This is a genomic window from Microtetraspora glauca (genome assembly GCF_040656155.1).
Classification (GTDB): Bacteria; Actinomycetota; Actinomycetes; order Streptosporangiales; family Streptosporangiaceae; genus Microtetraspora; species Microtetraspora glauca.
Genome location: NZ_JBFALK010000008.1, coordinates 74,886 through 89,626, shown reverse-complemented (window position 1 = coordinate 89,626; position 14,741 = coordinate 74,886). Strand labels below are relative to the sequence as shown.

Sequence of the window (14,741 nt, the reverse complement as noted above, 5' to 3'; positions counted from 1 at the left end):
AGGGACATCAGACGATGTTGCACCGTTGCAGATAGTGATCGAACGAGTAAATTTCTGCTATAGTCCTTGATCCCGTACGGGCATGGGTGAAAGTCACGGCACACCTAACTGGAGGCCCCGCATGCCCTCATCTCCGCCGCTGCGCGTGGTCCAGTGGGCCACCGGCGCAGTCGGGGGGTACGCGCTCCGCGATGTGATCAGCAGGCCGGATCTCGAGCTGGCCGGAGTCCTCGTCTACGACCCGGACAAGGTCGGGCTCGACGCCGGGGAGCTGGTCGGTCTCGGATCCACCGGTGTCGCGTGCACCGACGACGTGGACCGGGTGCTCGCGCTCGACGCCGACTGCGTGCTGCACATGCCGCTCCCCGCCGCCTATTTCGGCGGTGATCCGGCGACCGACGTGGAGGTCGTCTGCGCCCTTCTGGCCTCCGGCAAGAACGTCATCACCACCACCGGGTTCGTCTATCCGCAGGCGTACGGTCCCGGCCTGGTCGACCGGCTGGAGTCGGCGTGCGCGCGGGGTGGGACGTCGCTGCACGGCACCGGCATCAACCCGGGGTTCATGAGCGACCTGCTGCCGCTCGCGCTGTCCGGGCTGTCCTGCCGGCTCGACCACATCTACGTGCGCGAGTCGTCCGACTTCCGGGGGCACCCGTCACGGCAGATCGTCACCGACCTGATCGGGTTCACCCGGGCGCCCAAGGACTACGCCGGAGCGGTGCGGCCGTTCCGCGCCTTCCAGCGTGCGCTGTTCTCCGAGAGCGTCCAACTCGTCGCCCACGCGCTCGGCGTACGGCTCGACGAGGTCGAGGAGACCGACGAGTACGAACTGGCCGTCGACGAGTTCGAGATCGCTGCGGGAGTGGTCCGGCCCGGCACGGTCTGCGCGTCGCGCTGGGTCTTCAGCGGCCTGGTCAGGGGCCGGCCGTTCATGACGGTCGAGTGCGTCTACAAGGCGGACGCCGACCGGGTGCGCCGCTGGGCCGCGCCGGGCTTCGCCGTCCACATCGAGGGCCGTCCCACCATGGCCGTCGCGATCGACGAGGTCGAGCACGGCCTGGCCGGGGCGGCGGCGCACGCCGTCAACGCGATCGCCGCCGTGTGCGCCGCACCGTCCGGCATCCGTACGCTTCTCGACCTGCCGCTCGTCACCGGCCGCGGCACCGCGCGGCTCGCCTGATCCGCTCCCGAGATCCCGGCCGGCGCGGCCGATCAGCGCGGCAGGAAGTGACCGAACCTGCCCTGGTGATAGAGCAGCGGCCGACCGGCTTCCACGACCGTCGTCGCCGTGACCAGGCCGACCACCAGGATATGGTCGCCGACCTCGACGGTGTGGTGCGTACGGCAGATCAGGTGGGCGGACACGTCGTCGAGCAGGGGCACTCCGTCCGGCCCCGCCGTCCAGCGCGTCGGGTGGGCGAACCTGTCCGCGCCCTTCTTCGCGAACCGGGAGGCGACGTTGGCCTGGTCGCTCGCGAGCACGTTCACCGCGAAGTCGCCGGCCCTTCGCAGCCGCGGCCAGGTCGAGGACGACTGGGCCACGTAGAACGACACCAGCGGCGGGCTCAGGCTCACCGAGGAGAACGAGGTCGCCGTCAGCCCGACCGGTTCCCCTTCGGGAAGGGCGGTGACCACCACGACTCCCGCCGCGTGGACGGCGAGCGCCCGGCGGAACTCCTCACTGCCCACACCCTCGCCGGCACCCTCGCTAGTGCCGCCGACGAGCCTGAGCCGTGAGCGGCCGCTGTCCTCGGGGATCTCGTGCGCGACCGTCACGCGGTCACCTCCTGGGCAAGCGTGAGCTGCGGGGCGACCTGGTCCACCCAACCGGCCAGGACGTCGTCCAACTCGGGGATCCGCGACTCCAGCAGCGCGAGGCCCGGGGTGGGGACCCACGCGCCCAGTTCGACCAGGAGCGGCCGCAGGTGGACCTCGACGGCGAGGGAGTGCTTCGGATCGCCCATCACCAGCAGCGGCAACGCGAACTTCCCGGCCAGCGCCCGGTGCGGCAGCCGGTCGAGGAACGCCTTCAGGAGGCCCGTGTAGGAGCCCTTGTAGGTCGGCCCGGCCACCACCAGGAGATCGGCGTCGAGGACCAGCTCCAGGGCGACCTCCAGCGGCGCGGACGGCTGGGGGCCGAACAGGTGCGGCGCGAGCCCCGCGAGGTCCACGACCTCGGGTGGCGCCGTCCGCCCGATCCGTGCCGCGACGGCCTCCGCGGCCCGGACGGCCACGTCCAGCGTCCGTGATCCGGCCCTCGGGTTGCCGACCAGCGTCACGATCGTCATTTTGTACTCCTTACCTGTACAAGCATGCATGTACCGGGACATTTCTCTGTCCCTTCGCACGGCCCTCCCGCGGGAGAGACGACCGCCCTCGGCACCCGACGAGCACGGGGGAAGAGGGAGGGAATGCGCCGCCCGCACCCGCGGGCGGATCGGTTTCTAGGAGGCACGACGACACCGGGCGCTCGCGACGTGACCGAAGTCCACGTGGACGCGCCTGGTCAGGTACGGACCCTGGCTCATGACCGTGACGCTAAACGCGACTCATGGCAAAGTCAATATTTCCTACTAGCTTTCCATGGAATGCCACAGATCCGGCTCGCCCACGACCCGGGTCGCCAGCCCACGGCCCTCCAGCCACACCAGGTGGGCGAGGGTCTCGTTGGTCGCGGACCGCTGCATGAACGCCGGGATCGTCTCCCACGGCCGTGACCAGGTGAGGCGGGTGGCCAGCTCCCAGCACGTGACACCGTCGGCGGCCTTGAGCACGGTCTCGATCTCCGCGAGCCGCTCCTCATGGTGGTCGATCACGTAGTTCACCCGCTCCGCCAGCTCCAGGAAGCGGTATTCGTGGGCGGGAAGCACCTCGTCCACGTCCAGCTTGCCGACACTCCGCAGCGAGTCGAGATAGTCCGCCAGCGGGTTGGGCGCCGACTGCGGGTGGACCGCCACGTTGGGCGTGATCCGGGGAAGCACGTGGTCACCGGAGAACAGCAGCTTGCGGTCGGCCTCGACGAAGCACAGGTGGCCGGGCGAGTGCCCCGGCGTCCAGATCGCCTTGAGGTTCCAGCCGGGCAGGTCGAGCCGTTCCCCGTCCTCGATCAGCCGGTCGGGCACGGCCGTCGACACGTAGTTGCGCATCATCATGGACGCCCCGGCCAGCTCCTGGGCCGTCAGGTCGGGCACGCCCGCCCGCAGGAGCAGCACCCGTCCCCGGTCGGCGAGTTCCTTGATGCCCGGCTCGTCGTAGCGATCGTGCACCAGCCGCGCGTCGGCGGGGTGCAGCCCGATCCACGCGCCCGACGCCTCCCGGAGACGCCCGGCGAGGCCGTAGTGGTCCGGGTGGATGTGCGTGACCAGGACGGCCTTGATGTCGGTGACCGCGTATCCGGCCACCGCGAGCCCGGCGGTGAGCGCGTCGTAGGCCTCGTCGGTGTTCCATCCCGCGTCGATGATCGCGACACCGTCCGGCAGCTCCATCGCGTAGACGAGGACGTACCTCAGCGGGTTGATCGGGATCGGCACGGGGATCGACCAGAGGCCGGGGCGCACGCGCTCGACCTCGGGCAGAGCCCCTCCGTTCCACGCCGCACGCTGCTGCTCGTTCGCCGCCGTCACCATCGGCTTGCTCATCGGCCTGCCCCTTTCGCCTCCAAGATTCTGCCCCGCGCACCGAATCAAGTTCTACTCGGGGCGGGTACGGGGGCCGCCCGGCGGGCGGGGAGCCGTACGAACAGGAGCGATGAGGCGAGAACCACCACGGCCACGGCGGCCCACGTGCCGCCGACGCCGAGTTTCGTGGTCAGCGGGCCGAGGCCGAGCGTGATCAGCATGCCGCCGAACTGGAGCTGGAGCGAGTCCACGGACATCACCGTGGCCCGCCGCGCGGACTCCACCCGGAGGTGGATCAGCTCCTCCCTGACCAGCTCGGTGACGGACATCGCGGCGAAGACCACGAAGTACGCGACGCCCGCCGCGACGATGCCCTCGGTTCCGGACAGCGTGACCGACGCCGCCAGACCGGCGAGAGCCACGGCGGTGACGATCATCGCGGCGACCGCCGTACGCGTGGACGAGCTGAGAAGGCGGGCCACGGAAGGGGCGACGGAGCTGCCGACCGCGTTGGCTCCGAATCCGACCGCGGCCACGATCGCGTAGGCCGTGCTTCCCGTCTCCAGGCGGCCGGTGAGCTCCGCGAGACGCACGGGGGTCAGCGCCTCGATGCCGGCCAGCATCACCCCCGCCGCCGCCCCGACCAGGAGCAACCGGGCCAGACCCCGGTCGCGCACGGCGAGGTGGAAGCCGCCGCGGATCGTCAGCGGCACGTCCTTGAGTATCTCCCTCAGCCGCTCGGCGGCGCGCGACCCGGACGATCCCTCCGAGGGCGTCCGCCGCGGCTCCGGCATGGCCGAGAGGACCACGACGAAGGCCACCGCCGCCGCGACCGCGCCGCACCACACGGGGACGGCGAGCCGCTGCACCGCGTCGCCGGGCAGCACGAGTGGCACGAGACCACCCGCGAGGACCCCGCCGAACAGGGCGGTGGAGCTCGCGGCGGACCCCAGGGCCAACCCCGGCTTGAGATCGGCCTCCGGCCCCTCGGCGGCGTGCAGCGCGTCGACGTACCACGCCTGGGCCGGGCCGCTGGACAGCGCCCGCGCGACGCCCTTGAACAGCGAGGAGAGCAGGAACAGCCAGACGGAGTCGGCCATGGCCATCACGACCAGCCCCGCCATGCTGAAGGCGAAGCCGGCCGCGAGCACCACCCGGCGGCCCACGACGTCGGCCAGCCCGCCGGTGGGGAGCTCCAGCAGCACGATCGTGACGGAGTACGCGGCCGACACCAGGCCGATCTCCCCCAGGTCGAGCCCCCTGGCGGACATCAGCAGCACCATCGGCGCCATCATCAACCCGGGAGGAAGCCACCCGAGGAACTGGATCAGCGCGTACCGTCTCCGCGCGCCCGCCGCGGTCAGCGTGTCACCCCACATAGCCGCGCACCGGATGGGCGCTGACGAACACGGACACCCGCTCGGCGTCGGGCGCGTCCTTGTCGCGCTCCTCGAACTCCCTGAGGAGGGCGGAGACGCGCCCGTAGAGTGCCTCGGCCGAGGCGGGTGTGAGCCGGACGACGTCGTCGGACATGCCGGCGGCCTCGACCCACGCCGCGCCCCAGGATTCGGGGTCCCGGTCGAACGCCTCCACGGTCGCCCGGAGCACCTCCAGCTGCCGCCGGCGCATGAAGGCCACCGCCTCGCGCCCCTCGGGAGTGCCGGACAGCTCCGTGTTGCTCCACGACGTGTAGGCGTGGACCGCCCGCCAGCGGCGCTCCCGCCGGTCGCGTTGCTCGGCGTCCTCCTCGACGAAGCCATACTTCGCGAGTTGCCGCAGGTGGTAGCTGGTCGAGCCCGAGCTCTCGCCGAACTTGGCGGCCAGCTCCGTGGCCGTCGCCGGCCCGTCGAGCCGCAGCGTCCCGAGGAGGCGGACCCGCAGCGGGTGGGCCACGGCCTTGAGCGCCCGGGGATCGGTGACATGGAAGGCCTCGTTCATGTCTCCGGTTCTAACATTGCAAAGAGAGTTTTGCAAAGCTTCCTTTGCCATGTGAAACTTTCATCGGGCCAACCGACACCGGGCCGGTCAGGCGGCGATCAGCACCGGAGATCGTTGACGCCACGGGAAAAGCAAGGGAACCATCGAGGCGCTCACCTTTTTGGGAGCGCTCCCACACCTCCCCCAAGGATCTCCGTGATCAGACGACTCAGCATCCTCGCCGCGGCGGCGCTGGCCGCGACGTGCCTGACCGGCGCCCCGGCCATGGCGGACGGACCCGAGCAGATCGCCAACGGCACGTTCGACACCACCACCGAACCGTGGTGGCACACCGGCAACCTCGCGTTCGACCTCGACGGCGGGCGGCTCTGCGCCGACGTGCCCGGCGGCACCGCCAACCCGTGGGACGCGATCATCGGTCTCAACGACATCCCACTGGTCAAGGACGAGACCTACGCGTTCACCTTCTTCGCGACCGCGACCCCCGGGAAGGTCGCGAAGGCGCTGATCCAGCTCCCCGTCGACCCGTACACCCAGTACCTCTCCGCCAACCCCGAGCTCAGCGTCTCTGGCAACACCTACGCCTACACCTTCACCTCGCCGGTCGACCTGCCGAACGGCCAGGTGGCCTTCCAGATCGGCGGCAGCGCCGAACCGTGGCGGTTCTGCCTGGACGACGTGTCGCTCAAGGGCGGCGCGGAGCCCGACGTCTACACGCCCGACACCGGCCCGCGCGTACGGGTGAACCAGGTCGCCTACCTGCCCAAGGGTCCAAAGAACGCCACCCTCGTCACCGAGGCCGTCGGGGCGCTCCCCTGGCAGCTCAAGGACGCCGACGGCGTCACGGTCTCCGACGGTGTCACCACCCCGCGCGGTGTGGACGCCAGCTCCGGCCAGAACGTCCACTCCATCGACTTCAGCGCGTACAGGAAGGCGGGCGAGGGCTACACGCTCACCGCGGACGGCGAGACCAGCCGTCCCTTCGACATCGGGGGCGGCGCCTACCAGGACCTCAAACTCGACGCGCTGCAGTTCTACTACACGCAGCGCAGCGGCGTCGCGATCGACGACGCGCTGCGCCCCGGGTACGGCAGGCCCGCCGGGCACGCCGGCGTCGCTCCCAACCAGGGCGACACCGCCGTCCCGTGCCAGCCGGGCGTCTGCGACTACACCCTGGACGTCTCCGGCGGCTGGTACGACGCGGGCGACCACGGCAAGTACGTGGTCAACGGCGGCATCTCGGTCGCCCAGCTCATGAGCGAGTTCGAGCGCACCAAGAACGCCCCGTCCGCGACGCCCGTCGGTGGCCTGAACATCCCGGAGAGCGGCGACGCCGTACCCGACATCCTCGACGAGGCGCGCTGGGAGCAGGAGTTCCTGCTGAAGATGCAGCGCCAAGACGGCATGACGCACCACAAGATCCACGACGAGAACTGGACCGGCCTGCCGCTGCTGCCGCACCTCGACCCGCAGAAGCGCGAGCTGCACCCGGTGACCACCGCGGCGACGCTCAACCTCGCCGCTACCGCCGCGCAGGCCGCCCGGGTCTTCGCGCCGTACGACGCCGCGTTCGCGGCGAAGAACCTGGCGGCGGCACGGAAGGCGTGGGCCGCGGCCAAGGCGCACCCGGACGTCCTCGCGTCCACCTCGGACGGCAACGGCGGCGGCACCTACGACGACGCCGACGTCAGCGACGAGTTCTACTGGGCCGCGGCGGAGCTCTACATCACCACCGGCGAGAAGGAGTTCAAGGACTTCGTCCTCGCCTCACCCCACCACACCGCCGACATCTGGAGCGAGCGGGGCTTCGACTGGGGACACGTCGCGCAGCTCGGCCGGCTCGATCTCGCGACCGTACCCAACGACCTGCCCGGCCGCGCCGCCGTACGCGCCTCGGTCGTCGCCGGCGCCGACACGTACCTCGCCACGCTCCGGCAGCACCCGTACGGCGTGCCGTACAACCCGCCGACCTACGACTGGGGATCCAACAACCTGGTCCTGAACAACATGGTCGTCATGGCGGCGGCGTTCGACATCACCGGCACGCTCAAGTACCGGGACGGCGTGCTCCAGGGCATCGACTACATCCTCGGCCGCAACGCGTTGAACCAGTCCTACGTGACCGGCTACGGCGAGGTGGCGTCGAAGAACCAGCACAGCCGGTGGTACGCGCACGCGCTCAACGCCGATCTGCCGAACCCGCCGGTCGGAACACTCTCCGGCGGCCCCAACTCCAGCATCCAGGACCCGGTCGCCCAGGCGAAGCTGCGGGGTTGCAAGCCGCAGTTCTGCTACATCGACGACATCGAGTCGTGGTCGACCAACGAGCTGACGATCAACTGGAACTCGCCGCTGTCGTGGATCTCGGCGTTCGTCGCCGACCAGGGCGACGGCGCGGCACCGGCCCCGCCGACCTGCGAGGTGGCCTACACCGTGCACGGCAGTTGGCCGCAGGGCTTCACCACCCAGGTCACGATCAGGAACACCGGCGCGAAGGCGATCGACGGCTGGTCGCTGACGTGGTCCTTCCTCGGCGCCCAGAAGGTCGCCCACGGCTGGAGCGCCGACTTCACGCAGCAGGGCGCGACCGTCACGGCGGCGGGCGAGTCCTACAACAAGAAGATCCGGCCCGGCCAGTCGGTGACGTTCGGCTTCAACGGCACGAGCGCCCCCGGGGCCAATCCCACCCCTGACCTGTTCACCCTGAACGGCGCCGCCTGCGCCTGAGCCTCCCCCACCGATCCGGCCGCCACCCCCACAAGGAGTGGCGGCCGGATCCTCGTGGGGCTGACCCGATTCCGGAGGCGGACGCGCCTCCGGGGGGACCGGTCGGCACCCGATCAGCTCGGACGGATCAGCTCGGACGGATCAGCTCGACCAGGTGGGGCGCGATTCCCGGGAACTTCCTGTCGGCGGTCAGCAGCGCGTCGGCCCCCAGCTCGCGCGCGGCCGCGATGATGAGAGCGTCCGGCATGCGGATGGTCAGGTCCCCGGCTCTGAGCCGCGCCGCGCCCTCGGCCGTCGCCTCGTCCACCGCGACGACCCGGTCGATGGCGGCCGCCCGGAACCCGTCGAGGGCCTTCTCCGCGTCGGCTCCCCTGCGGAGGGCTCCGACCCGCAACTCACTCCACGTGATCACGGACACGGCGAATACGGCGCCGCGGCCCTCCCAGCGGCGTACGGCGTCGAGGGCGTCGAGATGGAGCGCGTCATCGGGATTGAGCAGACCGGCGATGACATTCGTGTCGAGCACCACGGTCGGCACGCGCTCAGCTCCAGCTCGCGCGGCTCGCCTCGACGTCCACGGCTTCGGTGAAGCCGGGGACCGTTCCGACGACACCGTCGAAACGGCTGCGGTGCCGCCGGATGACGATGCGGCCGTCTTCCTCTTCTATGTCGACCGGATCTCCCGCATGAAGCCCGAGGCTGCGCAGCACGGCGGCCGGCAGGGTCACCTGGTTCTTGCTGGAGATGCGCGCCGGCCCCGCACGCCTGGCACGTGTGCGCTTTCCTTGCTCCATAACCTTTACTGTAGCCACCATATGTAAAGACTAAACGGCATCACGTTTCGTGACCGCGAACCCGCGATCGTAGATTTCGGGACTCACGTCCTCGATGGCGGCGTGGACACTGATCCCCGCGTTGTGCACAAGGACGTCGACGGGAGCGTCCGCGCCCAGCTCGCGGTCGAGCCCGGCGAAGAGCGTGTCCACGTCGCCGGGCACACCGAGCTCGGCCCGCACCGGGAAGGCCCGGCCTCCTCTTCGCGTGATGGCCGCCACCGTCTCCTTCGCCGCGACCTCGTCACGTGCGTAATTGACCGCGACCAGCGCTCCGTCGGCGGCGAGCCGCTCGGCCACCGCCCGGCCGATCCCCCTGCCCGCGCCGGTCACCAGCGCCGTCTTCCCAGCAAGCGAAGCCATGATCCGCCCCTTTATTTAGTGAGCGCTACAGAATGACGGTAGCCTATCTGTAGTGATCGCTATACAATTGACGTATGGGGAGAACGCGGGCCTTCGATCGGGACACCGCCCTGGAACGCGCGCTCGACGAGTTCTGGCGGCACGGCTACGAGGCCACGTCGATCGCCACGCTGACCGCCGCGATGGGGATCAACCCGCCCAGCTTGTACGCCGCCTTCGGCGACAAACGAAAGCTGTTCACCGAAGCCGTCCGGCACTACCAGGAGACACACGGCGCGTTCAGCACCCGCGCGCTCGCCGAGGAGCCCACGGCGAGGGAGGCCGTCGAGCGGCTGCTCCGTGAGGCGGCCGAGGTCTACTCGGACGCCACGCATCCCCCCGGCTGCCTGATCGTCTCGGCGGGAGTGAACACGACGGATCCCCAGGTCATCGCCGAGCTTCGCGGCCACAGGGAACGAGCCAAGCAGGCGATCAGGGACCGGATCGACCATGACATCCGGTCCGGCCGCCTGCCCCGGGACACCGACAGCGGCGGCCTTGCCGCCTACTACGCCGCCATCATCCAGGGCATGTCCACCCAGGCCTGCGACGGCTGCGGCCGTACCGATCTGGTGAGCGTCGCGGCCCTGGCCATGCGCGCCTGGCCGGAGGAACACCCCGATCCGGACGCGACGCGCAGCGGTTCCGACGGCTTAGGGTGTACCGCGTGATCGAGGCAATCAGGGTGGACGAGGCGGTCCGTGAGCTGCGCCCGGACTTCGCCGTCCTGGCCGTCTGCGCGTACGGCCTCGGAAACGGCCCGAGCGACGAGAGGTCGCGCGGCTGGCTTACCGAGGCCGCGGAGGCGGCGCCGCCGCTCGACCACGACAAGATCGAGGCGTGGCGGGCGGCCTACCGCGCGTTCGGCGCCAAGCCGCAGCGCACCCGCCCCTCGGTGGACGCCCTGATCCGGCGCATGCCGCTTCCCGAGATCAACCTCGTGGTCGACGCCTACAACTCCGTGTCCGTACGGCACGGCCTGCCGATCGGCGGCGAGGACCTCGGGCACTACGAGGGCGCGGCGCGCCTGGTCCGGGCCGCGGGCGACGAGCCGTCCGACGAGGTGCTCGGCGACCCCGGCATCGGCGAGGTCGTCTGGCGGGACGACGCCGGCGTGACGTGCCGCAGGTGGAACTGGCGCCAGTGTGTCCGGACGCGGATCACCGAGGAGACCGTGGACGCCCTGTTCCTCCTCGAACGCCTGGAGCCGCTCTCGTTCGACGAGCTGTCGGCCGCCGGAGACGAGCTCTCCGCGCTGCTGGGCACGATCACTCCCGGTGCCCGGATCGAGTCCCGCCTGATCCGGTGAGGCCGATATGACCATCTGGTAAGCACGGGCTCACCCCCCAGATGGGCTACCCGGGCGTGACCTGTTTGGTCAGTCCTGGGAGGATAGGCCGGGACCTGCGGCCGGACGGGCGCACCCCCTGTCCCAGGCGAGTAGCCTTGGACAAGTTCTCTATCATCAACGCCGATCTGCGGAAGAGGGCGATTTCCGCCGTGTCGTCTGAGTCGTCGCGGACAAACCCGCTGGCAAGCTTTGGGCAGAATGAATGGCTTGTCGACGAGTTGTACCAGAAGTACCTGCAGGATCCCGAGTCAGTGGACAAGGCATGGTGGCATTTCTTCGCTGACTACAACGGAACAGGCAAGGCCCCCACGGCCGCCGGCGCCACCGCCGTTGCCGCTCCCCCCTCTCCGCCCTCCCCCGTGACGCAGGCGCCCGCCACACCGGCCGCACCGGTCGCGAAGCCGGAGAAAGCGGAGAAGAAGGCCGCCCCCGCGCCGATCCCGGCCGGAGCGGTCGAGGAGAAGATGCGCGGCGCCGCCGCCCGCACGGCACTCAACATGGAGGCCTCGCTCGCGGTGCCGACCGCGACGAGCGTGCGCGCCGTCCCGGCGAAGCTGCTGATCGACAACCGCATTGTGATCAACAACCACCTCCTGCGCGGGCGTGGCGGCAAGATCTCCTTCACCCACCTGATCGGCTTCGCGGTCGTCCAGGCGCTGAAGGCCATGCCGGAGATGAACCACTCCTACAGCGAGGTGGACGGCAAGCCGGTCCTGGTCAAGCCCGAGCACGTGGGGCTGGGCCTGGCCATCGACGTGCAGAAGGCCGACGGCACCCGTCAGCTGCTCGTGCCGTCGATCAAGGCTGCCGAGACGCTCGACTTCCGCCAGTTCTGGGTCGCGTACGAGGAGATCGTCCGGAAGGCGCGCGCCGGCAAGCTGGGCGTCGACGACTTCCAGGGCACGACGATCTCCCTGACGAACCCCGGCACGATCGGGACCGTCCACTCCGTACCCCGCCTGATGCCCGGCCAGGGCACGATCATCGGCGTCGGCGCGATGGAATACCCCGCCGAGTACCAGGGCGCCTCGGTCGACACGCTCTCCCGCCTCGCGATCAGCAAGGTCATGACGCTCACCTCGACGTATGACCACCGGATCATCCAGGGCGCGCAGTCGGGTGACTTCCTGCGCCGGGTCCACCAGCTCCTGCTGGGCGCCGACGGCTTCTACGACGACATCTTCGAGTCGCTGCAGATCCCGTACGAGCCGGTCCGCTGGGTCCAGGACATCTCCGCCACCCACGACGACGACGTGGCCAAGTCCGCCCGCGTCCTGGAGCTCATCCACGCGTACCGGGTCCGCGGTCACCTCATGGCCGCCACCGACCCGCTGGAGTACCGCCAGCGCAAGCACCCCGACCTCGACATCAAGTCGCACGGCCTGACGCTGTGGGACCTGGAGCGCGAGTTCGCCACCGGCGGCTTCGGCGGCAAGCCGCTGATGAAGCTGCGCGACATCCTGGGTGTGCTGCGCGACACGTACTGCCGCACCGTCGGCATCGAGTACATGCACATCCAGGACCCCGAGGAGCGGGCCTGGATCCAGGCGCGGATCGAGAAGCCGCACGCCAAGCCCGGCCGCGACGAGCAGCTGCACATCCTGCGCAGGCTCAACACCGCCGAGGCGTTCGAGACCTTCCTGCAGACCAAGTACGTCGGCCAGAAGCGGTTCTCGCTCGAGGGCGGCGAGTCGCTGATCCCGCTGCTCGACTCGGTGATCAGCGCGGCCTCGGCCGAGAACCTCGACGAGGTCGTCATCGGCATGGCGCACCGCGGACGCCTCAACGTGCTGGCCAACATCGTGGGCAAGTCCTACGCCCAGGTGTTCGGCGAGTTCGAGGGCAACATCGACCCGCGCAGCGCGCACGGCTCCGGTGACGTGAAGTACCACCTCGGCGCCACCGGCGACTTCGTCGCCCCCGACGGCACCAAGATCACCGCTTCGGTGGTCGCCAACCCGTCGCACCTGGAGGCCGTGGACCCCGTCCTGGAGGGTGTCGTCCGCGCCAAGCAGGACCTCCTGGAGCGCGGCGAGGAGGGCTTCACCGTCCTGCCCGTGCTCGTGCACGGTGACGCGGCGTTCGCCGGCCAGGGCGTCGTCGCCGAGACGCTGCACCTGTCGCAGCTCCGCGGCTACCGCACCGGCGGCACCGTCCACATCGTGGTCAACAACCAGGTCGGTTTCACCACCAGCCCGGCCAGCTCACGGTCCTCGGTGTACGCCACGGACGTCGCCAGGATGATCCAGGCGCCGATCTTCCACGTCAACGGGGACGACCCCGAGGCCGTGGTCCGGGTCGGCCGGCTCGCCTACGAGTACCGCCAGGCGTTCCGCAAGGACGTCGTCATCGACATGGTCTGCTACCGGCGTCGCGGGCACAACGAGACGGACAACCCCTCGTTCACCCAGCCGCTGATGTACGACCTGATCGACGCCAAGCGGTCCACCCGCAAGCTCTACACCGAGTCCCTGATCGGCCGCGGCGACATCACCGTCGAAGAGGCCGAGCAGGCGCTGCGGGACTACCAGGACCAGCTGGAGCGGGCGTTCACCGAGACCCGCGAGGCGGCCAAGAAGCCGCTTGAGCCGGGGGCGGTCGTCAAGCCTCCGGCCGACGAGGTGATCCCCTGGTCGCACGAGGACACCGAGACCGCGATCTCCGAGGAGACGGTCAAGCGGGTCATCGAGACCCAGCTCAACCTGCCCGAGGGCTTCACGGTGCACCCGCGCCTGGCGCCGATCCTCCAGCGCCGCGGCACCATGGTCACTGACGACGCGATCGACTGGGCGACCGGTGAGGCTCTGGCCATCGGCGGTCTGCTCATCGACGGCCACCCCGTCCGTCTCGTCGGGCAGGACTCCCGCCGGGGCACGTTCGGCCAGCGGCACGCCGTCCTGGTCGACCGGGTCACCGGCGAGGACCACACCCCGCTGAAGACGTTCAACCACGGGACGACGAAGTTCTACGTCTACGACTCGCTGCTGAGCGAGTTCGCGGCGATGGGCTTCGAGTACGGCTACAGCGTGGTGCGCCCCGACGCCCTGGTCGCCTGGGAGGCGCAGTTCGGCGACTTCGCCAACGGCGCCCAGTCGATCATCGACGAGTTCATCTCGTCGGGCGAGCAGAAGTGGGGCCAGCGGTCGTCGGTCGTGCTGCTGCTGCCGCACGGTTACGAGGGCCAGGGCCCGGACCACTCTTCGGCCCGGATCGAGCGCTACCTGCAGCTGTGCGCGATGGACAACATGACCGTCGCCCAGCCGACAACCTCGGCGAACTACTTCCACCTGCTTCGCTGGCAGGTCCTGTCGAACCGGCGCAGGCCGCTGATCGTGTTCACGCCCAAGTCGCTGCTCCGCCACAAGGGCGCCGCGTCGGCGACGTCGGAGTTCACCTCCGGCGCGTTCCGGCCGGTCATCGGCGACACGACCGTGGACCCGTCCGCGGTCACCCGGGTGGTCCTGTGCTCCGGCAAGGTCTACTACGACCTGGTCAACGCACGGGAGAAGTCCGGCAGGAAGGACGTCGCGATCGTCCGCGTCGAGCGGCTCTTCCCGTTCCCGGAGAACCCGCTCAAGGCGGAGCTCGCGCGCTACTCCGGTGACGCCGAGCTGATCTGGGCACAGGACGAGCCGGTCAACATGGGCCCGTGGCCGTACCTCACGCTGAAGCTGACCGAGCGACCCGAGCTGCTCGACGGCCGGCGTCTGCGCCGCGTCTCCCGGGCGGCGAACTCGTCGCCGGCGACCGGATCGCACTCCACGCACGACGCCGAGCTGGAGTCGATCGCCAAGGAGATCTTCGGCTAGCACGACCGGGCCCCCGGCCCGCGGCACACCCAGAGAAGTCCCCCTCGGCCCGTCCGCGGGGGAC

13 protein-coding genes are annotated in these 14,741 nt (G+C 70.0%); 5 read left to right on the top strand and 8 right to left on the bottom strand.

Annotation, left to right across the window (positions count from 1 at the left end):
* Positions 1–121: 121 nt before the first annotated feature.
* Positions 122–1,180, top strand: coding sequence for an NAD(P)H-dependent amine dehydrogenase family protein (locus tag AB0I59_RS16460; RefSeq protein ID WP_061255140.1), 1,059 nt, complete (start codon positions 122–124; stop codon positions 1,178–1,180).
* A gap of 32 nt (positions 1,181–1,212) precedes the next feature.
* Here the strand turns inward: AB0I59_RS16460 and AB0I59_RS16455 are convergent, their stop codons facing one another.
* From AB0I59_RS16455 to AB0I59_RS16435, 5 genes are all read right to left on the bottom strand, one after another.
* Positions 1,213–1,689: a flavin reductase family protein gene (locus tag AB0I59_RS16455; RefSeq protein ID WP_358133837.1), complete on the bottom strand. Its 477-nt coding sequence runs from the start codon at positions 1,687–1,689 to the stop codon at positions 1,213–1,215.
* Between the two features lie 83 nt (positions 1,690–1,772).
* The gene (locus AB0I59_RS16450; protein ID WP_061255141.1) at positions 1,773–2,288 is read right to left on the bottom strand and encodes an NADPH-dependent FMN reductase; all 516 of its coding nucleotides are present in this window, start codon (positions 2,286–2,288) and stop codon (positions 1,773–1,775) included.
* A gap of 285 nt (positions 2,289–2,573) precedes the next feature.
* A complete protein-coding gene (locus AB0I59_RS16445) occupies positions 2,574–3,638 on the bottom strand; it encodes an MBL fold metallo-hydrolase (protein ID WP_358133544.1) in 1,065 nt (354 codons plus the stop codon).
* A gap of 44 nt (positions 3,639–3,682) precedes the next feature.
* Positions 3,683–4,996 carry an MFS transporter gene (locus AB0I59_RS16440; RefSeq protein ID WP_061255142.1) on the bottom strand — a complete coding sequence of 438 codons (1,314 nt, stop codon included), beginning with the start codon at positions 4,994–4,996 and terminating at the stop codon, positions 3,683–3,685.
* A complete protein-coding gene (locus AB0I59_RS16435; protein ID WP_061255143.1) occupies positions 4,986–5,555 on the bottom strand; it encodes a helix-turn-helix domain-containing protein in 570 nt (189 codons plus the stop codon). The genes AB0I59_RS16440 and AB0I59_RS16435 overlap by 11 nt, the downstream gene beginning before the upstream one ends.
* A gap of 195 nt (positions 5,556–5,750) precedes the next feature.
* Between AB0I59_RS16435 and AB0I59_RS16430 the strand changes: the two genes are divergently transcribed.
* Positions 5,751–8,282 (top strand): glycoside hydrolase family 9 protein, encoded by a 2,532-nt coding sequence (locus tag AB0I59_RS16430; RefSeq protein WP_358133540.1) that lies wholly within the window; start codon positions 5,751–5,753, stop codon positions 8,280–8,282.
* 127 nt (positions 8,283–8,409) lie between these two features.
* On the opposite strand, the gene AB0I59_RS16425 is transcribed toward AB0I59_RS16430, so the two are convergent.
* Genes AB0I59_RS16425 through AB0I59_RS16415 form a run of 3 tightly spaced genes read right to left on the bottom strand, consistent with a single transcriptional unit; the run spans position 8,410 to position 9,478 of the window.
* Positions 8,410–8,820: a type II toxin-antitoxin system VapC family toxin gene (locus tag AB0I59_RS16425; RefSeq protein WP_358133537.1), complete on the bottom strand. Its 411-nt coding sequence runs from the start codon at positions 8,818–8,820 to the stop codon at positions 8,410–8,412.
* A 4-nt stretch (positions 8,821–8,824) separates the two neighbouring features.
* The gene (locus AB0I59_RS16420; RefSeq protein WP_061255145.1) at positions 8,825–9,076 is read right to left on the bottom strand and encodes an AbrB/MazE/SpoVT family DNA-binding domain-containing protein; all 252 of its coding nucleotides are present in this window, start codon (positions 9,074–9,076) and stop codon (positions 8,825–8,827) included.
* Positions 9,077–9,106: 30 nt separating this feature from the next.
* The gene (locus tag AB0I59_RS16415; RefSeq protein WP_358133533.1) at positions 9,107–9,478 is read right to left on the bottom strand and encodes an SDR family NAD(P)-dependent oxidoreductase; all 372 of its coding nucleotides are present in this window, start codon (positions 9,476–9,478) and stop codon (positions 9,107–9,109) included.
* 74 nt (positions 9,479–9,552) lie between these two features.
* Between AB0I59_RS16415 and AB0I59_RS16410 the strand changes: the two genes are divergently transcribed.
* From AB0I59_RS16410 to AB0I59_RS16400, 3 genes are all read left to right on the top strand, one after another.
* Positions 9,553–10,188 carry a TetR/AcrR family transcriptional regulator gene (locus tag AB0I59_RS16410; RefSeq protein ID WP_358133530.1) on the top strand — a complete coding sequence of 212 codons (636 nt, stop codon included), beginning with the start codon at positions 9,553–9,555 and terminating at the stop codon, positions 10,186–10,188.
* Entirely contained in the window at positions 10,185–10,826 is a 642-nt protein-coding gene (locus AB0I59_RS16405) for a B3/B4 domain-containing protein (protein ID WP_358133528.1), read from the top strand. Before AB0I59_RS16410 ends, AB0I59_RS16405 begins: the two co-directional genes overlap by 4 nt.
* A gap of 191 nt (positions 10,827–11,017) precedes the next feature.
* Positions 11,018–14,677 carry a multifunctional oxoglutarate decarboxylase/oxoglutarate dehydrogenase thiamine pyrophosphate-binding subunit/dihydrolipoyllysine-residue succinyltransferase subunit gene (locus tag AB0I59_RS16400; RefSeq protein ID WP_061255263.1) on the top strand — a complete coding sequence of 1,220 codons (3,660 nt, stop codon included), beginning with the start codon at positions 11,018–11,020 and terminating at the stop codon, positions 14,675–14,677.
* The last annotated feature ends 64 nt before the right edge of the window (positions 14,678–14,741 follow it).

Coding starts and splice junctions, on each gene's coding strand:
- AB0I59_RS16460 (WP_061255140.1), top strand. CDS start 122: ATGCCCTCATCTCCGCCGCTGCGCGTGGTCCAGTGGGCCACCGGCGCA.
- AB0I59_RS16450 (WP_061255141.1), bottom strand. CDS start 2,288: ATGACGATCGTGACGCTGGTCGGCAACCCGAGGGCCGGATCACGGACG.
- AB0I59_RS16445 (WP_358133544.1), bottom strand. CDS start 3,638: ATGAGCAAGCCGATGGTGACGGCGGCGAACGAGCAGCAGCGTGCGGCG.
- AB0I59_RS16440 (WP_061255142.1), bottom strand. CDS start 4,996: ATGTGGGGTGACACGCTGACCGCGGCGGGCGCGCGGAGACGGTACGCG.
- AB0I59_RS16435 (WP_061255143.1), bottom strand. CDS start 5,555: ATGAACGAGGCCTTCCATGTCACCGATCCCCGGGCGCTCAAGGCCGTG.
- AB0I59_RS16420 (WP_061255145.1), bottom strand. CDS start 9,076: ATGGAGCAAGGAAAGCGCACACGTGCCAGGCGTGCGGGGCCGGCGCGC.
- AB0I59_RS16415 (WP_358133533.1), bottom strand. CDS start 9,478: ATGGCTTCGCTTGCTGGGAAGACGGCGCTGGTGACCGGCGCGGGCAGG.
- AB0I59_RS16410 (WP_358133530.1), top strand. CDS start 9,553: ATGGGGAGAACGCGGGCCTTCGATCGGGACACCGCCCTGGAACGCGCG.